The sequence below is a fragment of the Pseudomonas mandelii genome (assembly GCF_006438925.1).
GTDB lineage: Bacteria > Pseudomonadota > Gammaproteobacteria > Pseudomonadales > Pseudomonadaceae > Aquipseudomonas > Aquipseudomonas mandelii_C.
The window spans coordinates 109,716-135,100 of record NZ_RCZA01000009.1 but is presented as its reverse complement, the minus strand read 5'-3'; the positions used below and the strand labels follow the sequence as shown (position 1 = coordinate 135,100).

Genomic DNA, 25,385 nt, shown 5'->3' with positions numbered 1-25,385 from the left:
TCGCCCCGCAGGTTGCAGGAAAAGACTGTAGTGGCCGTAGACACGGCCAACAAAAACGCCCGCAAGGCTGAAAAGCCTTGCGGGCACTTTGTTACAAGGACGACATCAATTCAGCTTTAACCAGTTTCGCCTGCTCGTCGGCGTGGTACGAGGAACGTACCAGCGGGCCGGAAGCGACGTTCTTGAAGCCCATTTTGTAACCTTCCTCGGCGAACCAGGCGAAGGTATCCGGATGCACAAAACGCTCCACCGGCAAGTGACTGCGCGATGGTTGCAGGTACTGGCCCAGGGTCAGCATGTCGATGTCGTGCTCGCGCATGCGCTTCATGACTTCGATGACTTCTTCGTCGGTCTCGCCCAGGCCCAGCATCAAGCCGGACTTGGTCGGGATGTGCGGCATCATCTGCTTGAAGCGTTGCAGCAGGGTCAGCGACCACTGGTAATCCGACCCTGGACGCGCGGCCTTGTACAGGCGCGGCACGGTTTCCAGGTTGTGGTTGAACACATCCGGCGGCTCGGCAGCGGTGATTTCCAGCGCGACGTCCATGCGGCCACGGTAGTCCGGGACCAGGGTTTCGAGCTGCACGTTCGGCGACAGCTTGCGGATCTCGCGGATGCAGTCGGCAAAGTGCTGGGCACCGCCATCACGCAGGTCGTCGCGGTCAACCGAGGTGATCACCACGTACTTGAGTTTCAGGTCAGCGATGGCGATGGCCAGGCTTTCCGGCTCATTGACGTCCAGTGGCTTCGGACGACCGTGGCCAACGTCGCAGAACGGGCAGCGACGGGTGCAGATGTCACCCATGATCATGAAGGTCGCGGTGCCGCCGGAGAAACATTCGCCCAGGTTCGGGCAGGACGCCTCTTCGCAGACACTGTGCAGCTTGTGTTTGCGCAGCAGGGCCTTGATGCGGTCGACTTCCGGGGAAACCGGGATACGCACGCGAATCCAGTCAGGTTTCTTCGGCAGTTCGGTGGTCGGAATGATCTTCACCGGGATACGTGCAACCTTCTCGGCGCCGCGCAGCTTCACGCCGGCTTCAACCTTGGCACGCGGGGCCGGACGCTCGGTGACATCCAGCGTCGGGATCATGGTTTGCACTGCATCAGTAGTCATATCAGTCGATTCCGCCCGTTAGGGTCGTCTGCTCAGCATAGTCGAGGTGTTTGACGAGCTGCGCGCGCAGCCGGGCACTTACCTCGGCAAATTCAATCGATCCTGCGTGATCGCTCAGCTGGGTCATCGCCAGCCCGGCGTAGCCGCAGGGATTAATCCGTCGAAACGGTTCCAGGTTCATGTCCACATTCAGGGCCAGGCCATGAAAGGAGCAACCGTGGCGGATCCGCAGACCCAGAGAAGCGATTTTCGCCCCATTGACGTAGACACCCGGCGCATCGGGCTTGGCCACGGCAGTAACGCCGTAGCTGGCCAGCAACTCGATCAGGCATTGTTCCATGCGGCTGACCAGGTCACGCACGCCGAAACCCAGCTTGCGCACATCGAGCAACAGGTAGGCCACCAGCTGGCCGGGACCGTGATAAGTCACTTGACCACCGCGATCAACCTTTACTACCGGAATATCTCCCGGGAGTAACACGTGCTCAGCCTTGCCGGCCTGCCCCTGGGTGAACACCGGTGGGTGCTCGACCAACCAGATCTCGTCCGCTGCATCGCTGCCGCGTTCGTTGGTGAAGCGTTGCATGGCATGCCAGACCGGCTCGTAAGCCATCTGGCCGAGCTCGCGAAAGCCCACCGTGCCAGACATCACAGCACCATGTGCACGAAACCGGTAGCCCGCAACTCGCTGTTGATGTCGTACAGCTGTTCTTGACCGGTGGCGATGATGTGCAGCTGGATGGTCGTGTACTTGCCGTTGGTGCTCTGACGCTCGGCCAGGGTCTTGTGATCAACGGTCGCGTGTTTCTCAAGGATCGCGATGATCTTGTCCTTGAAGCCCACGCCGGTATCGCCGATCACCTTGATAGGGTAATCCGCGCAGGGGAATTCGATTTTTGGCGCCTTTACATCGTTGTCTGTCATGGCGTAACGGCCTCGTAAGCCGTGGCAACGGACATGGCCCCGGTCCGGATTGGAACAGGGCCATGCAAGTCCACACTAATTCAGTTGAACAAGCCGTAGAAGAATAGACGGATGCTATCCCACATGCGGCGGAAGATACCACCCTCGTCGACCGCGTCCAGAGCGATCAGATCAGCGCTATGCACGACTTTGTCGTCCAGCTTCACGTCGACTTTACCGATTACGTCGCCCTTGGCGATTGGCGCAACCAGTTGCGGGTTCATGGTCATGCTGGCGGCGAGCTTTTTCAGCTGGCCTTTTGGCAGGGTCATGGTCAGGTCTTCAGCCAGGCCGGCCTTGACTTGATTGGTGGTGCCTTTCCAGACAGGAGCCTGAGCCAGCTCGGCGCCTTTCTGATAGAACGTCTGGGTTTCGAAGAAGCGGAAACCGTAGGTCAACAGCTTCTGGGTTTCAGAGGCGCGAGCCACTTCGCTGTTGGTGCCGAACACCACAGCGATCAGGCGCATGCCATCACGTACTGCCGAAGACACCATGCAGTAGCCGGCTTCGTCGGTGTGGCCGGTTTTCAGGCCGTCGACCGTCTTGTCGCGCCACAGCAGCAGGTTACGGTTAGGTTGCTTGATGCCGTTCCAGAAAAACTCTTTCTGCGAGTAGATCGCGTAGTGAGCCGGGTCTTCGTGGATGATCGCGCGAGCCAGCACCGCCATGTCGTGAGCCGACGAGTAGTGCTCAGGGTTCGGCAGACCGGTCGGGTTCATGAAGTGGCTGTTGGTCATGCCCAGATCGGCCACGGTTTTGTTCATCATGTCAGCGAAGGCATCTTCGCTGCCGGCGATGTGCTCGGAGAGCGCAACGCTGGCGTCGTTACCCGACTGAATGATGATGCCGTGCAGCAGATCGCTGACAGTGACTTGCGAGCCGACCTTGATGAACATCCGCGAACCGCCGGTACGCCAGGCGTTTTCGCTGACGGTCACCGGGTCGTTTTCGCCGATCTGGCCACGACGGATTTCCAGGGTCGCGATGTACGCGGTCATCAGCTTGGTCAGGCTGGCCGGAGGCAGACGCTGGTCACCGTTGTTCTCCACCAGCACGTTGCCGCTGCTGGCGTCCATGAGGACATAGGCTTTGGCGGCCAGTTGCGGCGGCGACGGCATCATCTCGACCGCGAAAGCGGCAGGCGAGAGGAGCAGCGGGACTAGCAGACACAGGCGTTTGGCAAAGGTGGTGATGTTCATCCGTCTCTCGAAATCGCTAATGGAAACTGCCCTAAGGGGCAAAACTAATCAGACAGCTTTCTAACGAGCTGTCGCGTGTTCAGCTGTTCACTCAGAACCCTTGCCGGGCTTTTGTTCTTTAACGAGCCAACAACCAGGTCCACCCCCCAAACCGCAAGCGAACCGTCAATCAAGTACTACGTATTACTCGGCAGTGACCAGGCTCGGCGAACCGAGATTGGCCAGGCGCACACTGTTCTGCACTTGCTGGATTTCACCCGGCGAGCCGATCGGCCCCAGGCGCACCCGATGCAGCGTCTGTTGATTGCGCACGATCGAACTGATGAACACCGGAGCGCTCACCATCCCGCTGAGCTTCGATCTCAGGAGTTCTGCAGCGTCCGGGTTGGCGAACGCGCCCACCTGCAGATACTGGCCAGAGGCTGGTACAGAAGCGTTTTTTTTTGCACTGATCGGCACAGGCACGGTGTCCGAAGCGTGTTGCTGCGGCGGTGGCGTCCATTGCTCGACCGTCCCCGCCGAAGCGGTAATCGTCGGCGCGGCATTTTGCGCTACTTGAGGCTCATTGAGCATCAAAGGCGCCGGACGGCCTTTCGCGGCCCACCACTGTTGTGGATCGATACCTTCAACCTTGACCCGCGCGGTGCCGATTTCGGCGTAGCCCAGTTTCTTGGCGGCGGCATAGGACAAGTCGATGATGCGGTCCGAGTAGAACGGCCCACGGTCGTTGACTCGCAAAACCACGCTCTTGTTGTTGTCCAGGTTGGTCACCCGAACGTAACTTGGCAGCGGCAAGGTCTTATGCGCGGCACTCATGCCGTACAGGTCATAGACTTCGCCGTTGGCGGTGTTCTGGCCGTGGAACTTGGTGCCGTACCAAGACGCCGTGCCCGAGGCGACGTAGGTCTTGGAGTCTTGCAGCGGGAAGTAGGTCTTGCCCAGCACGGTGTACGGGTTGGCTTTATAAGTACCGCTGTGCAGGGTCGGCGTGGCATCCGGGATACGCGAAACATCCACGTCCCACCACGGCGCGCCATCTTTGTGCGCGCGGTTGATGTCCAGGCCTGGCGTTGCGCGCACGGCGGTAGAAGACTTTGGGGTCGGCGAACGGCTGGTCGAACAACTGGCGAGCAGCACCGCCAACGCGGCGAATGCCATCAGCTTCAGGGGTTTATTCATAGGCAATGCCCGCATTACTTGACGCCCCGTGCTTGGACCAGCTGTTCAGACAGTTGATGTACGGCCATGGCGTACATCACGCTGCGGTTATAACGCGTGATCGCGTAAAAATTGTTCAGGCCCATCCAGTATTCGGGGCCATTGTCACCTTCCAGGCGGAAAGCCGTGACCGGCATATCATCGCGCAGCGCATCATGACTTGACCACCCCAGCGCCCGCAACTCCCCGACGGTTTTAGTCGGTTCGATGCCCGTGGTCAAACCTTCGTCCACCTGGTCGCCACGCACATCGGCGCGGCTGACCACCGGTTCGCCGGCTACCCAGCCGTGACGCTTGAAATAACTGGCGACGCTGCCAATGGCATCGTCCGGATTGGTCCAGATATTAATGTGGCCGTCACCGTCGAAGTCCACCGCATAGGCGCGAAAACTGCTCGGCATGAACTGCGGCAAGCCCATGGCCCCGGCGTACGAGCCTTTGAGGGTCAACGGATCGACCTGCTCTTCCCGGGCCAGCAACAGGAACTCACGCAACTCCTTGCGGAAAAATTCGGCACGGGGAGGATAGTCGAAACCCAGGGTCGACAAGGCGTCGATTACCCGAAAATTGCCGGTATTACGACCAAAAAAGGTCTCAACGCCGATGATCGAAACAATAACCTGCGCCGGCACACCGTATTCCTGCTCGGCGCGGGCCAGTACCGCCTCGTGCTGACGCCAGAAGTCCACACCACGGGCGATGCGCGCGTCGGTGATGAACATCGGGCGATACTCGCTCCACTGCTTGACCCGTTCGGCCGGTTTCGAGATCGCGTCCAGAATCGACTGCTTGCGCTCGGCTTCGCGGAACACGCCCATCAGCTGTTCACCGGCAAAACCGTAGTCGCGGGTCATTTCACCGACGAATTCGGCCACCTGGGGTGAACCTTCGTAATCGCCGGCCAACGCTTCCTGCGCTGTGCCAAGGATGCTTACCAGGCCGACCCATGGCGCATATCGAGTCGCCCAGCCACGCATTACTTGCATTGAAATCTTCACCTTATTCAAACCTGAGCGATCCACTTACGATGGGTATGGATCGACATCAAAACCCCAAACGCTGACAGCAGCGTCACCAGCGAAGTTCCTCCGTAGCTAATGAACGGCAACGGCACCCCCACAACCGGCAACAGGCCACTGACCATACCGATGTTGACGAAAACGTAAACAAAAAACGTCATGGTCAGGCTGCCCGCGAGCAATTTGCCGAACAATGTCTGGGCTTGAGCGGTAATCACCAGTCCGCGGCCGATCAACAGCAGATAAATCAGCAGCAGCGCGCAGATACCCACCAGGCCGAATTCTTCGCCCATGACCGCAATAATGAAGTCGGTGTGGCTTTCCGGCAGGAAGTCCAGGTGCGACTGGGTGCCGAGCAACCAGCCCTTGCCGAACACACCGCCGGAACCGATGGCGGCTTTCGATTGAATGATGTTCCAGCCAGTGCCCAACGGATCGCTTTCGGGATCGAGGAAGGTCAGGATTCGCTGCTTCTGGTAGTCGTGCATGATGAAGTACCACATGCCGACCGCCACCGGCACAGCCGCGGCAATCACGCTGAGAATCCAGCGCCAGCGCAGGCCGCCCATGAACAGAACGAACGCGCCACCGGCGAGGATCAACAGCGAAGTGCCGAGGTCAGGCTGGCGCACGATCAGGATAAACGGCAAGCCAATCAGAAACAGACTGACGCCCACATGCTTGAGCTGCGGCGGCAAGGTGCGCTTGGACAAGTACCAGGCGATGGTCGCGGGCATCAGAATCTTCATGAATTCCGAGGGCTGGAAGCGGATCACCCCGGGAATGTTGATCCAGCGCGTGGCGCCCATGGCGTTGTGGCCCATGACGTCCACCACCACCAGCAACAGCACACCGATCACATAGCCGACTGGCACCCAACGGGCCATGAACCGCGGTTCGAACTGCGCAATGACGATCATCGATACCAGGCCGATACCGAACGAAGTGGCTTGCTTGGCCAGCAGATCCCAGCTTTTGCCGCTGGCCGAATACAGCACGAACAGGCTGCCGGCAGCGAGGGTCAGCAGCAGGATCAGCAACGGGCCATCAATGTGCATGCGTTGCAACAGCGTTGCGCGGCGACGCATCACATCCTCGCTGGAGAGGATGCGATCAAAATTACTCTTCACGGGCCGTAGCCTCCGCACTGATAGGGCTGGCGTATTCGGCCTTCAACCGACCGTCCTGGTCCAGAAGCCAGGCGTCCATGATTTGACGTACCACGGGCGCTGCAACGCCGGAACCGGACTCGCCGTTCTCGACCATCACCGACACCACGATTTGCGGGTTGTCGGCGGGTGCGAAGCCGACGAACAAGGCGTGGTCGCGATGGCGCTCCTGAACCTTGGAGCGGTCGTACTTCTCACCCTGCTTGATCGCGACCACCTGAGCCGTACCACTTTTGCCCGCGATGCGGTATTGCGAACCGATCGCCGCTTTGCGTGCCGTACCCCGGGCACCGTGCATCACCTGTTGCATGCCGTGGTTGACCTTGGTCCAGTCGGACGGGTCACGCAGGATGATATCCGGCATCGGGTTTTCATCCTTCGGCCGCTCGCCTTCGACAGTTTTGGCCAGGTGCGGACGGTTCCAGACACCCTTGTTCGCGACCAGCGCGGTGGCCTGGGCCAGTTGCAAGGGCGTTGATTGCATGTAGCCCTGACCAATCCCGAGAATCAGCGTTTCGCCCGGGAACCAGGCCTGACGCCGGGTTGCACGTTTCCATTCACGTGTAGGCATCAGCCCCGGCGACTCTTCGAACATGTCCAGCGAAACCTTCTGGCCGATGCCGAACTTGCTCATGTACGCCGACAAGCGATCGATTCCCAGTTTGTGGGCCAGATCGTAGAAGTAGGTGTCGTTGGACCGCATGATCGCCGTGTCCAGATCGACGTAGCCGTCACCGGTACGGTTCCAGTTACGGTATTTGTGATCGTAGTTGGGCAACTGGTAATAGCCGGGGTCATACACCCGACTCGACGCGTTCACAACGCCAGAATCCAGGCCGGCAATTGCCACAGCCGGTTTGATGGTCGAGCCCGGCGGGTACAGGCCGCGCAGCACGCGGTTGAACAGTGGCCGGTCGATGGAATCGCGCAGCTCGGAATAGGCCTTGAAACTGATGCCGGTGACGAACAGGTTCGGGTCAAAACTCGGCTGACTGACCATCGCCAGGACTTCGCCGGTTTTCGGGTCCAGCGCCACCACTGCGCCACGGCGACCGCCGAGTGCAGCTTCGGCGGCCTCCTGCAGTTTGATGTCCAGGCTCAGGACGATGTCCTTGCCGGAAATCGGTTCGGTACGTTTGAGTACCCGCAGCACGCGGCCACGGGCGTTGGTCTCGACTTCTTCGTAACCGACCTGACCGTGCAATTCGGGCTCGTAGAAGCGCTCGATGCCGGTTTTGCCAATTTGATGGGTGCCGCTGTAACTCACCGGGTCCAGAGACTTGAGCTCTTTTTCGTTGATTCGCCCCATATATCCCACCGAGTGCGCAAAGTGCGCGCCCTGCGGATAGTGACGAACCAGCTGCGCGACCACTTCCACGCCCGGCAGACGGAACTGGTTCACCGCGATGCGGGCGATCTGTTCTTCGGTCAGCTCGAACAGGATCGGCACCGGCTCGAACGGCCGACGCCCCTGACGCATGCGTTTCTCGAAGATCACCCGGTCCTCGGGCGTCAGCTCCAGCACTTCGACAATGACGTCGAGCACTTGCTGCCAGTCGCCGGAACGCTCGCGGGTCATGCTCAGGCTGAAGCTGGGCCGGTTATCCGCCACCACCACGCCATTGCGATCGAAGATCAAGCCCCGGGTCGGCGGAATCGGCTGCACATGGACGCGGTTGTTTTCCGACAGGGTCGAGTGGTACTCGTACTGGATCACCTGAAGGAAATACAGCCGCGCGATCAGCACACCGATCAGCGTCACGACCGCAATTGCCCCGAACACGACGCGGCCACGCACCAGACGGGCGTCTTTTTCGTGGTCCTTGATGCGGATCGGCTGGGGCATGAGGGCAGAACTACTTGTGGTAAGGGTGGCCGGACAAGACTGTCCAGGCACGATACAGCTGTTCGCCGATCAGGATTCGCACCAGCGGGTGCGGCAACGTCAACGGCGACAATGACCAGCGCTGATCGGCTCGGGCACAGACTTCCGGCGCCAGCCCTTCGGGGCCGCCGACCATGAAATTCACCGTGCGCGAGTCCAGCCGCCAGCGATCGAGCTCGACCGCCAGTTGCTCGGTGCTCCAGGGCTTGCCGTGGACTTCGAGGGTCACAACGCGCTCGTTCGGCCCGACCTTGGCCAGCATGGCCTCGCCTTCCTGACGGATGAAGCGCGCCACGTCGGCGTTCTTGCCACGGGTGTTGAGCGGTATTTCCACCAGTTCCAGCGCCAGCTCGGACGGAAGACGCTTGGCATATTCATGCCAGCCTTCTTCCACCCACTTGGGCATGCGTGAACCGACGGCGATCAGTCGCAGTCGCACAGCGGTCCCTTATTGCTGGTCTTTATTGAGCTTGACGAAGTGCTCATGGGTGTTTTCCGGGCTGTGGTGAGCCGCGTTCAGAGCACGGCTCTGTTCCGCACCGGACCACAGGCGCTCCAGGTCGTAAAACTGACGAGCCGAAGCGGTCATCATGTGCACGATGACATCATCCATATCCAGCAGGACCCAGTCGCTGTCGCCCTTGCCTTCTTCACCCAGCGGCTTGACGCCCAGGGCTTTGACCGCCTCGCGGACCTTATCCAGCATCGCGCCGATCTGGCGGTTGGACGTACCGGTAGCGATGATCATGAAGTCAGTGATGCTCTGCTTTTCACGAACGTCGATCACCTGAATGTCCTGGCCCTTCACGTCTTCCAGGGCCGCTACGGCAACCTTGACCAGCTCTTCGCCGCGCAGCTCAGGGCCGGTTGGAACCTCTACTGGCAGTGGGGCGCTCTTGAACGTGCCTTTGCGCTTTACTTTAGTTACGTCTTTGTCAGTCATATAAAACTCGTTTTGCTCGTATGTTCGGGCGCTTCGGTACACGCGTTCACGTGTTTTGAAGCGCTCCCTTTTTCAGTTCGACGCACGGTAGAGACCGTGCGCATCGATGTAGGCCAGGACCGCGTCGGGCACCAGGAAACGTACCGACTTACCGCTGGCCAGCAGTTGACGGATCTGGGTGGCGGATACCGCGAGCGGTGTCTGCCAGACGAATGCAATCTGTCCGCTCGGCCCTTTGAGGGCCAGCGGGTCGCTCACCGAGCGTGCCGCCAACAGATTGCGCAAGGCATCCGGCGGTTCGCTGTCGGCATCCGGGCGTTGCAGCACCAGGATGTGGCAATGCTGGAGCAACTCTTCCCAGCGGTGCCAAGTGGGCAGGCCGCAAAATGCGTCCCAGCCCAAAAGTAGAAAAACCTGGTCTTCAGCGGCCAGTTCGGCACGCATCAGTTCCAGGGTGTCAATGGTGTAGGACGGTTTGTCCCGCTGCAATTCGCGGGCGTCCACCACCAGCGGCGCCACACCGGCCACCGCGCACTCGACCATCGCCAGACGGTCTTTCGCCGAGACCTGCGGCGTACCGCGATGAGGCGGTCTGGCACTGGGTGTCAGACGCAGCTCATCGAGCGCCAGCGATTCGGCGACTTCCAGCGCACTGCGCAAATGGCCGATGTGCACCGGGTCGAAGGTTCCGCCCAGCATTCCAATGCGTCGAGGCGCAGGCTCGCTGGCGGTTACCGGGGCTGAGAGGTCGAGGTCGCCCAAGTCAGACCGACGCCTGGCCGCGCAACTGGCCATCACCGACCACGATGTACTTCTCGCAGGTCAGACCTTCGAGGCCCACCGGGCCGCGGGCGTGCAGCTTATCAGTAGAAATGCCAATCTCGGCACCCAATCCGTATTCGAAGCCATCGGCGAAGCACGTCGGGGTGTTGATCATTACCGACGATGAATCGACTTCCGCGACGAAACGCCGGGTGTCAGCAAGGTTTTCGCTGACAATCGAATCGGTGTGATGGGAGCCGTACTTATTGATGTGTTCGATGGCCTGGTCCAGCCCGTCGACCACGCGGATCGAAAGAATCGGCGCCAGGTACTCGGTGTTCCAGTCTTCTTCGCTGGCGGCAACAGCCTCGATGATCGCCCGGGTGCGTTCGCAGCCGCGCAGCTCGACGCCTTTTTCACGGAACTGTGCAGCCATCGATGGCAGGAAATCCTTGGCGACCGATTGGTCCACCAGCAGGGTTTCCATGGCACCGCAGATACCATAGCGGTAAGTCTTGGCGTTGAACGCGATGCGCTGGGCTTTCGGCAGATCGGCATGAGCACTCACGTAAACGTGACAGATGCCATCCAGATGCTTGATGACCGGCACGCGGGCGTCACGACTCACGCGCTCGATCAGGCCACGGCCGCCACGGGGCACGATAACGTCGACGTATTCAGGCATGGTGATCAGTGCGCCAACGGCGGCACGGTCAGTGGTTTCGACCACTTGCACCACGGCGGCAGGCAAATCGGCTTCGGCCAGACCGCGCTGGATGCAGGCGGCAATGGCACGATTGGAATGAATCGCTTCGGAGCCGCCACGCAGGATGGTCGCGTTGCCGGACTTCAGGCACAGGCTGGCGGCATCGATGGTCACGTTCGGCCGGGATTCGTAGATGATCCCGATCACGCCCAACGGCACGCGCATCTTGCCGACCTGAATGCCCGACGGCCGAAAGCTCATGTCGCGGATCGCGCCGACCGGGTCCGGCAGAGCCGCTACCTGACGCAAACCGACGATCATGCCGTCGATGCGTTCCGGGGTCAGCGCCAGACGCTCAAGCAATGCAGGCTCAAGACCATTGGCGCGGCCAGCGGCCAAATCCAGTTCATTGGCAGCCGTCAGCTCGGCGCGTGCAGCGTCCAACGCATTGGCAGCAGCCTGCAAGGCGCGGTTTTTCTGCGCGGTGCTGGCACGGCCGATGACGCGAGAAGCTTCGCGGGCAGCGCGACCCAATCGGGTCATGTAGTCAAGAACGGACTCAGTCATGGTCTGGAGTGGTCTTTGCTAAGGTCTTGGTAAAGAGTAAAGCGGCAGATTATAGCTGTCGCGTCCCGGGACTAACAGCGGTGACGGGCGGATGGTCGAAATGGAGGGCAATTTGCCGACGTTCAGCCGTGATTAAGCTGCAAATTGTTATCATCGCGACTCAATCAGCCTTGATAAACGCCGTTCATCATGACCAACCTGACTGTTCGCACGTCCGCGACGAGCCTGCCCAAGGGGCTCGCGGATGCATTTTTCGACAGAGATGCCCAAACGCTGGCCCGGGAATTACTCGGCAAAGTCATCCGTCACCGGGTCGGCGACCTGTGGCTCAGCGCCCGGATCATCGAGACCGAAGCCTATTACTGCGAAGAAAAAGGCAGCCACGCCTCCCTCGGCTACACAGAAAAACGTAAGGCTTTGTTTCTGGATGGCGGCCACATCTATATGTACTACGCCCGTGGCGGCGACTCCCTGAACTTCAGCGCTCAGGGGCCGGGCAATGCGGTGCTGATCAAATCCGCCTATCCGTGGGTCGACGACTTGAGCGGGCCGGCGAGCCTGGCGCAGATGCTGTTGAACAATCCCGACGCCCAGGGTCGCCCTCGCCCCTCGCAAAAGCTTTGCGCCGGACAGACGTTGCTCTGCAAAGCGTTGGGCCTGAAGGTGCCGGTCTGGGACGCCAAGCGCTTCGACCATGAAGTGCTGCTGGTGGAAGATGTCGGCCCGGCGCCCGCTCACATCATACAAACCACGCGTTTGGGCATTCCCCACGGCCGCGATGAGCATTTAATGTACCGTTTCATCGATGCGGCTTACGCGCCGTATTGCACGCGCAACCCGCTGCGGCGGGGGCAGATCGAAGGTCGCGATTATTTTTTGCTGTAAACACAATCCCCTGTAGGAGCTGCCGTAGGCTGCGATCTTTTGCCCTTAAAGGATAAAGATCAAAAGATCGCAGCCTTCGGCAGCTCCTACGCCGGGGTCAATTCGTAAAATGGAGTTGTTTTTATGGGCCCATGGCTCGATAGCGTGACCGGTTGGTTGACGGTCAACCCGCAATGGCTGGCCGCGGCGGTGTTCATAGTGGCTTTTGTGGAATGCCTGGCGATTGCCGGGTTGATCGTACCCGGCACGGTGCTGCTGTTCGCCGTAGCGGTACTGGCCGGCAGTGGCGCGCTGTCGTTGGGTGAAACGCTGCTGCTGGGGTTTCTCGCCGGTGTGCTGGGGGACATCGTTTCGTACTTCATTGGACGACATTTCCATCAGAACATCCGGCGCCTGCCGGGGCTGCGCCATCATCCGGAATGGATCGCCGGGGCCGAGGCATATTTCCAGCGTTACGGCATCGCCAGCCTGCTGGTCGGGCGCTTCATCGGTCCGCTGCGACCGATGTTGCCGATGGTCGCCGGGATGTTCGACATGCCCTTCCCGCGCTTCGCCGCCGTCAGCCTGCTGGCCGCCGCTGGTTGGAGCGTCGCTTATCTGCTGCCCGGCTGGGCCACGGGGGCGGCAATTCGCTTGCCGTTACCGGAAGGGTTCTGGCCCGAGGCCGGCATCGTCGCCGGCAGCATCGCCCTCATGGTGGGCTTGAGCATCACCAGCAGCATGCGCCGTCATCGCAAAGCGACGATGCTGATTACTGGAATGAGCTTCCTGATTTTGGCCGGTCTGTTTATCGGCTACCCGCACCTGGCCGCCCTCGATCAGGGCGTGATGACCCTGGTCCAGGAGCACCGCAGCCCGCTGCTCGATGAGGTGGCGGTGACGTTCACGCTGATCGGCGAGTTCCGCAACATGCTGGTGTTCAGCGCCCTGCTGACGGGGTTGCTGTTGCTTACCCGGCAATGGCGCCAGGCGATTTTCGCCGGTAGCACCCTGCTGTGCACCGCGCTGGGCAACACCGTGACCAAACACTTTTTCGCCCGCGTACGACCGGAAGTGTTGAGCGATCCTCTGACCAGCTACAGCATGCCCAGCGGCCACGCCTCGGGCTCTTTTGCGCTGTTTCTGACACTGGCCGTGCTGGCCGGCCGCGGACAACCGCCGCGCATGCGCCTGACCTGGCTGCTATTGGGTTGCTTGCCCGCACTGGCGATTGCCCTGTCGCGGGTGTACCTGGGCGCGCACTGGCCAACGGATGTGCTGGCCGGCGCGATGCTGGCGGCGTGCGTGTGTGCGGCGAGCTTGTGGCTGAATCAGCGCCCGGCACCGCTAAACGCCATGCCACCGAAGGTCTGGTGGCTGGTGATGCCGGCGATGGTAGCGCTGTTCGGGTTCTTTGCATTGCGGCATTTGCCGCATGCGATGTTGCGGTATGCCTACTAAAGATCAAAAGATCGCAGCCTGCGGCAGCTCCTACAGGTGTACGCCTTATCCATGTAGGAGCTGCCGCAGTCTGTGATCTTTTAGCGGGAGTCAGGCAAACAACTCACCCTGCAACTCATCCAGCAGCGCCTGAATCGCATCCAGTCGCTGCTGCGGATCATCGAGTTGCAGCAGGTCGACCTTGTCCACTTCGGCAAACGGCAACAGGTACGCCAACTGATTGGCCAACGACTGCTGCCCGGTTGCTTCGGTACCCATGTTCAATGCTTCGACCATCGGGTGTTCGGCCAAGGCTTTGAGCAGCGCAACCAGGTCGGCGTCCTCGTCCTGTAGCGGTTGCTCAGGCTCGTCTTCCAGCCACTCGACCTCGGCGACGGTCAGTTGATCGCGCTGAATCTCGGTGCGCAACACGTGGAAACGCCGTCCGCCCTGCACCCGAATCCCCAGCAAGCCATTGTCCTGCTGTTTGAAATCAGTGATCAGCGCCTCGCACCCGACCAGCGCGTAGCCCGCCGGAGCGATGCCGACTTCTTCGCCGTCGAGGATGCACACCACGCCGAAGCCGCCGCCCTGCTTCATGCAGCGACTGATCATGTCCAGGTAGCGCGCCTCGAAGATCTGCAAATCGAGGATGCAGCCAGGAAACAACACCGTATTCAGCGGAAAAAGCGGCAAGCTCATAGACATTTCCTTACACCACCATCGACACCGCCAACGGCAGGAAAACTGCCGTGGCCACGCCCATCAGACTCATCGCCAGCGCCGCGAAGGCGCCACATTCTTCATTTTCCTGCATCGCCACCGCCGTGCCGACCGCATGGGCGGTCATGCCCAGTGCCATACCGCGCGCCTCAGGGCTGTGCACACCCAGCCGGGTCAAAAGACTCGGCCCGAAGATCGCCCCGATCACCCCGGTAATCAACACGAACACTGCCGCCAGCGCCGCAACACCACCGATCTGCTCCGCCACCAACATGGCAATCGGCGAAGTCACCGACTTCGGCGCCATGGTCATCAGGATCATGTGTTCGGCACCAAACGACCAGCCCAGCAATACACCCATACCGGTGGCGACGACGCCACCTATCACCAGCGTAGTAAATATCGGCCAGAACAACTGCCGAATGCGTCGCAGATTGAGGTACAGCGGCACAGCCAGCGCCACGGTCGCAGGCCCGAGCAGGATGCTGAGGATCTCGGTGCTCTTGCGGTACTCGGCATAGGTCAGGCCGCAACCCACCAGTACACCGATCACCAGCAGCATCGAGACCAGCACCGGCTGCAGAAAAATCCAGCGGGTTTTCTCGAACGCCGCCAGCACCAGCTGATAAGCCCCCAGCGTAATACCGATGCCAAACAACGGATGATGAATCACCGACGCCCAGGCGCCGTGCCAGTCGAAGATCATTGGCTGTCCTCACGATGAGCGTGACGCTTGACCATGCGCTGCATCAGCACGCCGGCGAAGGCCAGGGACAGCAACAGTGACAACACCAGCGCGCCGACGATGGCCCAGAAATCCGCGGCAATGTCTTTGGCGTAAACCATCACACCCACGGCGGGCGGCACCAGCAACAACGGCAGGTAACGCAGCAGACTGCTGGCCGCGAGGTTCAGCGGTTCGCCGACCTGGCCACGGCTGATCAGGAACACCAGCAGTAACAGCAGGCCAACAATCGGTCCCGGCAGTATCGGTAAAAACAAATGGTTGATGGCTGTGCCCAGCAATTGGAACAGCACCAGCCAGGTCAGGCCACGTAACAACATCCGTCTTCTCCCGCCAATATCATCCCGCACAAGCGGGCCGAGCATTATAAGCACGCCAACGCTATAGACCGGCATTCGCCAAAATCATGGTCAGTTGACCGGAGCCATTTGCCATGTTGATCTAAAGTGGTAATCCGGGAGGTCAAATCCCCCCACCTCAAAACTATAAAACCGATGAACCCAAGGAGAGTCTCAATGCCCTATGTTCCAGTTGCAGAGCTCAAAGATTATGTCGGCAAGGAACTCGGACGTTCCGAATGGCTCACCATCGATCAGGAGCGCATCAACCTGTTCGCCGAAGCCACAGGGGATTATCAGTTCATCCACGTCGACCCGGTCAAAGCCGCGCAAACGCCATTTGGCAGCACCATTGCACACGGTTTCCTGTCGCTGTCGCTGATCCCCAAACTGATGGAAGACATCCTGATCCTCCCTGAAGGGGCGAAGATGGTGGTCAACTACGGCTTGGATACCGTGCGTTTCATCCAGCCAGTGAAGGTCAATTCCAGGGTACGACTCAAGGTCGACATGAACGAAGTCATCGAGAAAAAGCCCGGCCAATGGCTACTCAAAGCCACCGCCACGCTTGAGATCGAAGGCTCGGATAAACCGGCCTACATCGCCGAGCCACTGTCCCTCTGCTTCGTGTAACCCATCCCGGATGCGAAGCAGCTCGCGCTGTTTCGCGCCCTCTTCTGTTTCCTGGCTATATAAGGTCAAACAGCTGCGGCATACTCGGTCGCCTAATTGCCCGGATCCCGCTATGCGCCCACTTGCACTCCTCGCTCTGACCCTATTGCTCACCGCTTGCGGCGACGGCGAATCGCTGTTGCCCCCCGACGCCCGGTTGCCGGACGGCGGACGCTATCGCGGTGAACTGGTCAACGGATTGCTGCAAGGCCAGGGCCGTATCGATTACCCGAACGGCAGCTGGTACGCCGGCGATTTCGACAAGGGCCAATGGCATGGCCAGGGCGAATGGCACGGCAGTAACGGCGAAGTCTATCGCGGGGGATTCAATCTAGGGCTGTTCGACGGCAAGGGCACACTGACCACCAGCGGCAGCAGCTTCACCGGCAGTTTCAAAGCCGGTCGACGGGACGGCGAAGGCACCCTCAAAGAAAACGGTATGACCTACCGCGGTGAATTCAAGGCCGATCAATATTCAGGGCTCGGTCGTCTCGAACTCGAAGACGGCAGCTCGTATCAGGGCCAGTTCGCCCACGGCAAACCCAACGGCGAAGGCCAACGTAGCGACGCCAGCGGCAATCAGTTCACCGGGCATTTCGTCGACGGTCAGCTTGAAGGTAACGGGACTTTTAACAGCGCCGAGGGTGATATTTATGTCGGCGGCTTCAAGAACAACCAACTGCACGGCAAGGGCCGCTACGAGAACGCCGACGGTGATGTCTGGCTCGGTCTGTTCAAGGAAGGGTCGCTGAACGGCAAGGGCGAGTTGATCGGCGCCGACGGCAGCCATTACATCGGCCAGTTCAGTGACTGGCGCTTCACCGGCCAAGGTCGATTGAACCTGTCCGACGGCAGCTTCTACATCGGCCAATTCGACGGTGACAGTTACTCGGGGCACGGCACCCTGGTGCTGACTGACGGCACGGTGCAAAACGGTACGTGGGTCAATGGCCAACGTGTTCGCGATGCCGATGGCAAGCTGCTGCCCGACAGCCTGGAACTCGGTTTGCTGGCCCAGGGCCGTTTGCTCGACGACGCACTGTCCAGCGTGCCGGCTTCGACCCCGGCGGTCGAGTTGTACACCCTGACACTCGGCGGTGACGGCAAGCAAAGCGTGTTCCTGCGCGAATCCGATTACGTCAGCAACATGCTCAGCAGCCGCTTTGGTGCGTTTGGCCAGATCCGCCTGGTGAACCATCGCGACCACCTCGTCGACCGGCCGATGGCCACCCGGGAAAACCTGCGCCGCGCCGCCGCCACCCTGGCCGAACGCAGTGGCCCGGAAGACTTGATCTTCATCTACATGACCAGCCACGGCACCAGCGAACACGAACTGGTGCTCGACCAGCCGCGCATGGAACTGTCCGATCTGCCGGCCGACGAACTCGCCGCGGTTCTCTCTCCGCTGAAAAACCGCGACAAGATCATCGTGATTTCGTCCTGCTACTCCGGTGGTTTCATTCCGGCGCTCAAGGATGAACGCACCCTGATCATGACCGCCTCGCGCGCTGACCGCGTGTCCTTCGGCTGCTCGGAAGAAGCGAACTTCACCTACTTCGGCGATGCGCTGTTCGCCCAGGCACTGAACCAGACCGACGATCTGGAGCAAGCCTTCAAACTGGCCAAGGCCACCGTCGCCGAACGCGAGCTGGCGGACAGCTTCGAAGCCTCTGAACCGCAGATCTGGGCGCCGAAAACCGTTCTCTCTCACTGGCAGCTGTTACGCAAACAGCAGGCACGAAAAGCACTACAAAGTGTCTCTATCAGCAACAAGGATGCAAAGAGCAACTAAGCTGAATAGTATCAAGGGGGAAACACTATGTACTTGACACCTCAGCACGTACTGCTTGCCGGAGCTACCGGGTTGACCGGTGAACATTTACTTGATCGCCTGCTCAATGAACCCACGATCTCACGAGTATTGGCGCCCTCACGCCGGCCATTGGCCGAGCATCCCCATCTGGAAAACCCGGTCGGTGACCCTGCGGTGTTTCTGCCGCAATTGAATGGTCGCGTCGACATCGCCTACTGCTGCCTTGGCACTACCATCAAACAGGCCGGCTCGGAACAAGCGTTTCGCGCGGTGGACCTGGACATGGTGGTTGCCTTCGCCAAACGTGCCCGAGAGATGGGCGCACGGCACCTGATCGTGATCAGTGCCCTGGGGGCCGATCGAAGATCCTCGATTTTCTACAACAAGGTCAAAGGTGAGATGGAACACGCATTGCGCGCGCAGGACTGGCCGCAACTGACCATTTGCCGCCCTTCGCTGCTGCTGGGCGATCGCCTTGAGCCGCGTCCGGCCGAGCAATTCGCCGGGCCATTGTCCCGCTTGATCCCCGGCAAATACCGCGGCATCGAAGCCTGCCAACTGGCCCGCGCCATGTGGCGACTGGCGCTGGAAGAGCAGGATGGGGTGCGGATTGTTGAGTCGGATGAGTTGCGCAAGCTAGGTAAATAATTCTGCGGCGCCTGAAGTGACGCCTTCGCGAGCAGGCTCGCTCCCACATTGGATCTGTGGGGTTCACAAATCCAATGTGGGAGCGAGCCTGCTCGCGAAGGGCGCGACACCGATTTAATGCCGAACGCTACAACCCGCCCGTCGCCTGAAAACTTACCCCGATCACCGTAAGCACCGACAGCGGCAACAGCAGCGTGTCAAGCAACGCACTGGCCGGCAGGTCGACGCCGGGGTAGCTCGGGGCTTCGGCGCCGAAGCGGTCCATGGCGCAGCAGCCGCCGTTCATGGCATACAAATCCAGACGTGTCCCCGAATACACCACCGGTGCACCAGGCTTGGCGGCATCAAGCGTTCGCGCCGTGGCGCAACCAGCCAATTGCAGCGCCAGCACAATCGCCAGCAGTTTATTCATCGCTGGTCAGATGGTGTTCGCCCCAACGCGGCAGCATGTCCTGGGGAATGTTCAGCAGATTGAGAATTCGCGCCACGACAAAATCGATCAAGTCGTCGATGGTTTGCGGCTGATGATAAAAACCGGGCGACGCCGGCAAAATCGTCACGCCCATGTTCGACAACTTGAGCATGTTCTCCAGATGGATGCTCGAATACGGCGCCTCACGCGGCACCAGAATCAGCTGACGACGCTCCTTCAGGGTGACGTCGGCGGCACGCTCGATCAGGTTGTTGCAGGCTCCCGTCGCGATGGCCGACAAGGTCCCCGTGGAACACGGCACCACCACCATCGCTGCCGGCGCGCCTGAGCCCGAAGCCACTGGCGACATCCAGTCTTCCTTGCCATACACCCGAATCTGTCCGGCGGCAGCACCGGTGTATTCGGTCAGGAAAGCCTGCATCATCTGGGTTTTCGGCGGCAACGTAACATCAGTCTCGGTGGCCATCACCAGTTGCGCAGCCTTGGAGATCATAAAGTGCACCTCGCGGTCTTCACGAATCAGGCAGTCAAGCAGACGCAAACCATATTGGGCGCCCGAAGCGCCGGTCATCGCCAGCGTGATGCGTTCCGGGCCGTTGTTCATTGCAGCGCCTCGGCGAGTTTGCCGTGCAGGCCGCCGAAGCCGCCGTTGCTCATGATTACCACGTGAGTACCGGGCTGGGCCTGGCTCTTCACGCGCTCGATGATGCCTTCCAGCGAATCACTGACGATCGACGGCACCGTACACAACGCAGCAGTAGCCCCCAGATCCCAACCGAGGTTGGCCGGCGCGTACCAGATCACCTGATCGGCATCGACCACGCTCTCCGGCAAGCCGTCGCGGTGAGCACCGAGCTTCATGGAGTTGGAGCGCGGCTCGATGATCGCAATCAACGGTGCATCGCCGATGCGCTTGCGCAGACCGTCGAGGGTCGTCGCAATTGCCGTCGGGTGGTGAGCGAAGTCGTCATAGATGGTGATGCCGCGAACCTCGGCGACTTTCTCCATCCGGCGCTTGACGCTTTTGAATGCGCTCAACGCAGCGATGCCCATGGACGGCACAACACCGACGTGGCGCGCCGCAGCCAACGTGGCCAACGCGTTGGCGACGTTGTGTTGGCCGGTCATGTCCCACTCGACCACACCTTGAGCGACACCTTCGAACATCACTTCAAATTTCGAACCGTCTTCGCTGAGCAGTTTGACCTGCCACTGACCGCCGGCACCGGTGGTTTGCACCGGGGTCCAGCAACCCATCTCGATCACACGCAGCAACGCAGGCTCGGTGGTTGGATGGATCACCAGGCCTTCGCTCGGGATGGTCCGCACCAAATGGTGGAATTGCCGCTCGATGGCTGGCAGATCGGGGAAGATGTCGGCGTGATCGTATTCCAGATTGTTCAGGATCGCCGTGCGCGGGCGGTAATGAACGAACTTGGAGCGCTTGTCGAAGAACGCGCTGTCGTACTCGTCGGCTTCGATCACGAAGAACGGTGTGTCACCCAAGCGGGCGGACACCGAGAAGTTTTGCGGCACGCCGCCGATCAGGAAACCCGGGCTCATGCCCGCGTGTTCCAGCACCCAGGCGAGCATGCTGCTGGTGGTGGTTTTGCCGTGGGTACCGGCGACGGCCAGCACCCAGCGACCTTGCAGCACGTGATCCGCCAGCCATTGCGGGCCGGAGACGTACGGCAGGCCTTTGTTCAGCACGTATTCGACAGCCGGGTTGCCGCGGGACATGGCATTGCCGATCACCACCAGATCCGGTGCCGGATCGAGCTGCGCCGGGTCATAGCCTTGGGTCAACTCAATGCCCTGAGCCTCAAGCTGAGTGCTCATCGGCGGATAGACGTTGGCATCGGAGCCCGTCACGTGATGGCCCAGCTCTTTGGCCAGAACCGCCATCGAACCCATGAAAGTGCCGCAGATACCAAGAATATGAATGTGCATTAGTCGACCTCGTAAAACATGGCCGCAGGTTAGCGTAGGGTGGGAAAATTCGCACTCTTTAGGTGAAGGCTTAAAATCCACCCCTCACCCCAGCCCTCTCCCCAGAGGGGAGAGGGGGAAAGGGAGCCGATCTTGGTGATGTTCAAAACCTGAGCTCGACTCGGAGTTTCAGGTCGCCGTATCCCGACCAAACACCTCGGTCAGTCCCCTCTCCCTACGGGCGGTCCGACGTTTCGGGAGGGTTAGGGTGAGGGCTGGATCTATCGGTCTACCGCTCAATTCCATGTTTACGCAATTTTCTATAAAGGGTGTTACGACTGACACCCAACTGTTCAGCCGTGTGAGTCATATGCCAGCGCGTCTGTTCCAGCACATTCAGCAACGCCAACCGTTCAGCGTCATCCAGCGGATGCTCCGACGGCTCTTCAACGGCAACAAGCGGAACCGGTCGAGCCTGACGAATCATCACCGGCAAATCTTCCAGCCCGATCCGCCCGCCGTCGCACAACGCCGCCAAGGTGCGCAGCACATTGCGCAACTGCCGCACGTTCCCCGGCCAGGCGAAGGCCAGCAACGCCTGGCGTGCCGGACCGTCGATCAATACGGTTTCCCCGCCCGCCTCTTCGGCCAGTAAAAAGTCGAGCAACTGAGATTTATCACTGCGATCACGCAGCGCCGGTAGTGCAACTTCCAGCCCGTTGAGCCGGTAATACAAATCCTCGCGGAAGCTGCCATCCTGCACCCGCTCCAGCAGATTGCGGTGAGTGGCGCTGATGATCCGTACGTTGACCGACTCCGGCTCGCCGCCGATCGGCACTACCTGACGATCCTCCAGCACCCTTAATAGCCGGGTCTGCAAAGCCAGGGGCATGTCGCCGATTTCATCGAGGAACAGAGTCCCGCCATCGGCCTGCTGCAACTTGCCGCGCATGCCTTCCTTACGCGCACCGGTAAAGCTGCCGCCGCGATAGCCAAACAGTTCGCTCTCGATCAGGCTTTCGGGGATGGCTGCGCAGTTGAGGGCGACGAAGGCTTTTTCTGCTCGCTGGCTGGCCTGATGGACGGCTTTGGCAAACGCTTCTTTGCCGGATCCGGTTTCGCCGTTGATCAGTAGCGGTACGTCCCGCTCGAACACGCGCAAGGATTTGCGGAAGTCTTCCTGCAACCCCGTGTCGCCCAGACAAATGCCCGATAAGCGCGAAGGTTCGGCGATCACCGCACTTTGAATCACCGGCACCGGAATGCTGCGTGGCTGCCCGCGCAACACCGCAAACAGGCTCCGTCCGTCGCGCGTGCGCAACGGCCAACTGGCGCTGGCATTGACGCTGGCGCGGCCGAGCAATTCATCCAGCGAGCAATCGAAAAACGCCTCCACCGGCTTGCCCAGCAACCCACCGCGAATATGCCCCAGCAGGTTCAGCGCACTCTGGTTGACCGCGCTGATCCGCCCTTCCCCGTCAAACGCCAGCAACCCTTCGCTGAACAGCCCAACGGATTCGGCCTGAAGATGAAAACGCAGCAACCACTGATTGTCGAAGTAGCGCAGGAAATAGCAGCTTTCGATCATCTTCGCCGAAAGATTGACCAGGGCCATGGTGTGGAATTGGCTCTGACGCGAGACCTCGTGGCGCGCCGAGGACACGTCGAGCACCGCCAGCAGTTCGCCGTGTGGGTCGAACACCGGGCTCGCCGAGCAGGTCAGGCCGGTGTGACGGCCGCGAAAGTGCTCGTCCTGGTGGATGGTCAGGGACTGACGCTCCACCAGACAGGTGCCAATGCCGTTGGTGCCTTCGCAGGCTTCGCTCCAGTCAGCACCGAGCCAGAGGCCGGCGCGTTCGAAAATCTTCCGCTCGGCAGGCGCGGTGACGCAATTGAGGATCACGCCGCGGGCGTCGGTCAGCAGGACCGCGTGGCCGGCGCCGGAGAGTTGCTGATGAAGGCTGGTCATTTCGCTGCCGGCGATGTGCAGCACCTGCTGCAAGCGCTCGCGGCTTTCCAGGACGCGGCCATGTTCCAGCACCGTCGGGGCCATGGTCAGGGCCGGGTCGAGGTGATAGTCCTCAAGACAGCGCAGCCAGGAACGGGCGATCGACGGGTCGCTGCCGGGGCCGTGCAGGTGGGATTTTCCCTGAGTAACGGTCAGGACCTGCTGGGCATGGCGACTCAAATGGTTGTCGTGCATTTCTTATTGTTCTCCCCGAAAGGTGTACACGGCCCTGTAGGAGCTGCCGAAGGCTGCGATCTTTTGACTTTGATGGTTCGAGATCAAAAGATCGCAGCCTTTGGCAGCTCCTACGGTCCATCACAGGCACCGAGCATCCTCCAGCCATCCATGCTTTGCAATGCTGGCGAGACCGACCCGTCACACGTTGTGCCAGAAGCGGTACAAAGTGTCACGGGGACCGTACCGAAACCGTCACAGATGGAGTCCGCCGGTCCGACAAAAACCGCGTAAGGCCTTGATTTGCCTGACCTGCAAGGCAGTGGCCCGACCTTTGCTCTACGCTTATAGCAGGCGCACATGCGCTCTCCCTTATAAGCACAAAAGCCAAGGAGAAATCACCATGCGTTACGCTCACCCCGGTACTGAAGGCGCTATCGTTTCGTTCAAGAGCAAATACGGTAACTACATCGGCGGCGAGTTCGTCGCGCCTGTTAAAGGTCAGTACTTCACCAATACCTCGCCAGTGAATGGCCAACCGATTGCCGAATTCCCCCGCTCCACGGCCGAAGACATCGAAAAGGCCCTGGACGCTGCCCACGCGGCCGCCGATGCCTGGGGCGCCACGTCCGCCCAGGCTCGCTCGCTGGTGCTGCTGAAAATCGCCGACCGCATCGAACAGAACCTCGAAGTCCTGGCGATCACCGAATCCTGGGACAACGGCAAAGCCGTGCGTGAAACCCTCAACGCCGACATCCCGCTGGCGGCCGACCATTTCCGCTACTTCGCTGGCTGCATCCGCGCCCAGGAAGGCAGCGCTGCAGAGATCGACGGCAATACCGTGGCGTATCACATCCATGAACCGCTGGGCGTAGTCGGGCAGATCATTCCGTGGAACTTCCCGATCCTGATGGCTGCCTGGAAACTCGCCCCGGCCCTGGCGGCCGGTAACTGCGTGGTGCTCAAGCCTGCCGAGCAAACGCCGCTGGGCATCACCGTGCTGATGGAGCTGATCGGCGACCTGCTGCCACCCGGCGTGCTGAACGTGGTGCAAGGCTTCGGCAAAGAAGCCGGCGAAGCACTGGCCACCAGCAAACGCATCGCCAAGATCGCCTTCACCGGCTCGACCCCGGTCGGCTCGCACATCATGAAATGCGCCGCCGAAAACATCATTCCGTCCACCGTGGAGCTGGGTGGCAAGTCGCCGAACATCTTCTTCGCCGACATCATGCAAGCCGAAGAAACCTTCATCGAAAAAGCCGCCGAAGGCCTGGTGCTGGCGTTCTTCAACCAGGGCGAAGTCTGCACCTGCCCATCCCGCGCCTTGGTGCAAGAGTCGATCTACGACGACTTCATGAAAGTCGTGATGAAAAAAGTGTTGTCGATCAAACGTGGCGACCCGCTGGACACCGACACCATGGTCGGCGCCCAGGCGTCCGAGCAGCAATTCGACAAAATCCTTTCGTACCTGGAAATCGCCAAGGGCGAAGGCGCCGAGCTGTTGACCGGCGGCAAGGTGGAAAAACTCGAGGGCAATCTGTCGACCGGGTATTACATCCAGCCGACCCTGCTCAAGGGCACCAACAAAATGCGCGTGTTCCAGGAAGAAATCTTTGGCCCGGTGGTGAGCATCACCACCTTCAAGGACGAAGCCGAAGCCCTGGCCATTGCCAACGACACCGAGTTCGGCCTGGGTGCCGGCCTCTGGACCCGCGACATCAACCGCGCCTATCGCATGGGCCGCGCCATCAAGGCCGGTCGTGTGTGGACCAACTGCTATCACCTGTACCCGGCGCACGCCGCGTTCGGTGGCTACAAGAAGTCCGGCGTCGGTCGTGAAACCCACAAGATGATGCTCGATCACTATCAGCAGACCAAAAACCTGCTGGTGAGCTACGACATCAATCCGTTGGGCTTCTTCTAAAAAGCGTGGGCGATGCAGATGTCTCTGCGTCGCCCTTCAGATGGCCATCGCGAGCAGGCTCGCTCCCACATTGAATTTGGGTCAGCCCCCAAAAGTGGATTCACCACCTAACTCTGTGGGAGCGAG

General features: G+C 60.4%; 25 protein-coding genes. 6 read left to right on the top strand and 19 right to left on the bottom strand.

What is annotated here, in order from left to right; all coding sequences use genetic code 11:
• Positions 1–91: 91 nt before the first annotated feature.
• From lipA to EAH74_RS21255, 12 genes are all read right to left on the bottom strand, one after another.
• Entirely contained in the window at positions 92–1,117 is a 1,026-nt protein-coding gene (gene lipA / locus EAH74_RS21310) for a lipoyl synthase (protein ID WP_010467371.1), read from the bottom strand.
• A gap of 1 nt (position 1,118) precedes the next feature.
• On the bottom strand, positions 1,119–1,766 hold the full coding sequence (lipB, locus tag EAH74_RS21305; protein WP_140680885.1) for a lipoyl(octanoyl) transferase LipB: 648 nt from the start codon (positions 1,764–1,766) through the stop codon (positions 1,119–1,121).
• Positions 1,766–2,041 carry a DUF493 domain-containing protein gene (locus tag EAH74_RS21300; protein ID WP_123367698.1) on the bottom strand — a complete coding sequence of 92 codons (276 nt, stop codon included), beginning with the start codon at positions 2,039–2,041 and terminating at the stop codon, positions 1,766–1,768. The genes lipB and EAH74_RS21300 overlap by 1 nt, the downstream gene beginning before the upstream one ends.
• An 80-nt stretch (positions 2,042–2,121) precedes the next feature.
• Positions 2,122–3,279, bottom strand: coding sequence for a D-alanyl-D-alanine carboxypeptidase family protein (locus EAH74_RS21295; RefSeq protein ID WP_140680883.1), 1,158 nt, complete (start codon positions 3,277–3,279; stop codon positions 2,122–2,124).
• Positions 3,280–3,462: 183 nt separating this feature from the next.
• Positions 3,463–4,473, bottom strand: coding sequence for a septal ring lytic transglycosylase RlpA family protein (locus EAH74_RS21290; RefSeq protein ID WP_140680881.1), 1,011 nt, complete (start codon positions 4,471–4,473; stop codon positions 3,463–3,465).
• The gene (gene mltB, locus EAH74_RS21285) at positions 4,473–5,483 is read right to left on the bottom strand and encodes a lytic murein transglycosylase B (RefSeq protein WP_140680879.1); all 1,011 of its coding nucleotides are present in this window, start codon (positions 5,481–5,483) and stop codon (positions 4,473–4,475) included. Before mltB ends, EAH74_RS21290 begins: the two co-directional genes overlap by 1 nt.
• Positions 5,484–5,500: 17 nt before the next feature.
• Positions 5,501–6,604, bottom strand: a complete 1,104-nt coding sequence (rodA, locus tag EAH74_RS21280) for a rod shape-determining protein RodA (RefSeq protein WP_161990844.1) — start codon at positions 6,602–6,604, stop codon at positions 5,501–5,503.
• 31 nt (positions 6,605–6,635) lie between these two features.
• Positions 6,636–8,531: a penicillin-binding protein 2 gene (gene mrdA, locus EAH74_RS21275; RefSeq protein ID WP_140680877.1), complete on the bottom strand. Its 1,896-nt coding sequence runs from the start codon at positions 8,529–8,531 to the stop codon at positions 6,636–6,638.
• A gap of 10 nt (positions 8,532–8,541) precedes the next feature.
• Positions 8,542–9,009 carry a 23S rRNA (pseudouridine(1915)-N(3))-methyltransferase RlmH gene (gene rlmH, locus EAH74_RS21270; RefSeq protein ID WP_007937439.1) on the bottom strand — a complete coding sequence of 156 codons (468 nt, stop codon included), beginning with the start codon at positions 9,007–9,009 and terminating at the stop codon, positions 8,542–8,544.
• A 9-nt stretch (positions 9,010–9,018) separates the two neighbouring features.
• The gene (gene rsfS, locus EAH74_RS21265; protein ID WP_046055550.1) at positions 9,019–9,513 is read right to left on the bottom strand and encodes a ribosome silencing factor; all 495 of its coding nucleotides are present in this window, start codon (positions 9,511–9,513) and stop codon (positions 9,019–9,021) included.
• A 72-nt stretch (positions 9,514–9,585) separates the two neighbouring features.
• On the bottom strand, positions 9,586–10,275 hold the full coding sequence (nadD, locus tag EAH74_RS21260) for a nicotinate-nucleotide adenylyltransferase (protein WP_259696405.1): 690 nt from the start codon (positions 10,273–10,275) through the stop codon (positions 9,586–9,588).
• Position 10,276: 1 nt separating this feature from the next.
• Positions 10,277–11,548 (bottom strand): glutamate-5-semialdehyde dehydrogenase, encoded by a 1,272-nt coding sequence (locus EAH74_RS21255; protein WP_123367691.1) that lies wholly within the window; start codon positions 11,546–11,548, stop codon positions 10,277–10,279.
• A gap of 189 nt (positions 11,549–11,737) precedes the next feature.
• On the opposite strand from EAH74_RS21255, the gene EAH74_RS21250 reads away from it, so the two are divergent.
• Both EAH74_RS21250 and EAH74_RS21245 read left to right on the top strand, forming a co-directional pair.
• Positions 11,738–12,433: a DNA-3-methyladenine glycosylase gene (locus tag EAH74_RS21250; RefSeq protein ID WP_140680875.1), complete on the top strand. Its 696-nt coding sequence runs from the start codon at positions 11,738–11,740 to the stop codon at positions 12,431–12,433.
• Between the two features lie 123 nt (positions 12,434–12,556).
• Positions 12,557–13,873, top strand: coding sequence for a bifunctional DedA family/phosphatase PAP2 family protein (locus EAH74_RS21245; protein ID WP_140680873.1), 1,317 nt, complete (start codon positions 12,557–12,559; stop codon positions 13,871–13,873).
• A gap of 90 nt (positions 13,874–13,963) precedes the next feature.
• Here the strand turns inward: EAH74_RS21245 and EAH74_RS21240 are convergent, their stop codons facing one another.
• From EAH74_RS21240 to EAH74_RS21230, 3 genes are read right to left on the bottom strand one after another with little or no spacing between them, the layout of a single operon-like run.
• Positions 13,964–14,554, bottom strand: a complete 591-nt coding sequence (locus EAH74_RS21240) for an LON peptidase substrate-binding domain-containing protein (RefSeq protein WP_140680871.1) — start codon at positions 14,552–14,554, stop codon at positions 13,964–13,966.
• Positions 14,555–14,564: 10 nt separating this feature from the next.
• Positions 14,565–15,281 (bottom strand): LrgB family protein, encoded by a 717-nt coding sequence (locus EAH74_RS21235; RefSeq protein WP_008152800.1) that lies wholly within the window; start codon positions 15,279–15,281, stop codon positions 14,565–14,567.
• Positions 15,278–15,640 (bottom strand): CidA/LrgA family protein, encoded by a 363-nt coding sequence (locus EAH74_RS21230; protein ID WP_140680869.1) that lies wholly within the window; start codon positions 15,638–15,640, stop codon positions 15,278–15,280. The genes EAH74_RS21235 and EAH74_RS21230 overlap by 4 nt, the downstream gene beginning before the upstream one ends.
• 195 nt (positions 15,641–15,835) lie before the next feature.
• On the opposite strand from EAH74_RS21230, the gene EAH74_RS21225 reads away from it, so the two are divergent.
• The 3 genes from EAH74_RS21225 to EAH74_RS21215 all read left to right on the top strand — a co-directional run bounded on the left by EAH74_RS21225 (position 15,836) and on the right by EAH74_RS21215 (position 18,791).
• Entirely contained in the window at positions 15,836–16,291 is a 456-nt protein-coding gene (locus EAH74_RS21225; protein ID WP_123367685.1) for a MaoC family dehydratase, read from the top strand.
• Between the two features lie 112 nt (positions 16,292–16,403).
• Entirely contained in the window at positions 16,404–18,122 is a 1,719-nt protein-coding gene (locus EAH74_RS21220) for a C13 family peptidase (RefSeq protein WP_140680867.1), read from the top strand.
• 27 nt (positions 18,123–18,149) lie between these two features.
• The gene (locus EAH74_RS21215) at positions 18,150–18,791 is read left to right on the top strand and encodes an oxidoreductase (RefSeq protein WP_123367683.1); all 642 of its coding nucleotides are present in this window, start codon (positions 18,150–18,152) and stop codon (positions 18,789–18,791) included.
• 127 nt (positions 18,792–18,918) lie between these two features.
• Here EAH74_RS21215 and EAH74_RS21210 read toward each other — a convergent pair whose 3' ends face one another.
• The 4 genes from EAH74_RS21210 to EAH74_RS21195 form a co-directional block, all read right to left on the bottom strand.
• Complete coding sequence (locus tag EAH74_RS21210) at positions 18,919–19,203, bottom strand: YceK/YidQ family lipoprotein (RefSeq protein WP_046055560.1); 285 nt, start codon at positions 19,201–19,203, stop codon at positions 18,919–18,921.
• On the bottom strand, positions 19,196–19,828 hold the full coding sequence (ubiX, locus tag EAH74_RS21205) for a flavin prenyltransferase UbiX (RefSeq protein ID WP_046048695.1): 633 nt from the start codon (positions 19,826–19,828) through the stop codon (positions 19,196–19,198). Before ubiX ends, EAH74_RS21210 begins: the two co-directional genes overlap by 8 nt.
• The gene (mpl, locus tag EAH74_RS21200; RefSeq protein WP_074871220.1) at positions 19,825–21,174 is read right to left on the bottom strand and encodes a UDP-N-acetylmuramate:L-alanyl-gamma-D-glutamyl-meso-diaminopimelate ligase; all 1,350 of its coding nucleotides are present in this window, start codon (positions 21,172–21,174) and stop codon (positions 19,825–19,827) included. Before mpl ends, ubiX begins: the two co-directional genes overlap by 4 nt.
• A 268-nt stretch (positions 21,175–21,442) precedes the next feature.
• Positions 21,443–23,356, bottom strand: coding sequence for a sigma-54-dependent Fis family transcriptional regulator (locus EAH74_RS21195; protein ID WP_140680865.1), 1,914 nt, complete (start codon positions 23,354–23,356; stop codon positions 21,443–21,445).
• A 382-nt stretch (positions 23,357–23,738) separates the two neighbouring features.
• Between EAH74_RS21195 and exaC the strand changes: the two genes are divergently transcribed.
• Positions 23,739–25,259: an acetaldehyde dehydrogenase ExaC gene (gene exaC, locus EAH74_RS21190; RefSeq protein ID WP_140680863.1), complete on the top strand. Its 1,521-nt coding sequence runs from the start codon at positions 23,739–23,741 to the stop codon at positions 25,257–25,259.
• Positions 25,260–25,385 lie beyond the last annotated feature (126 nt).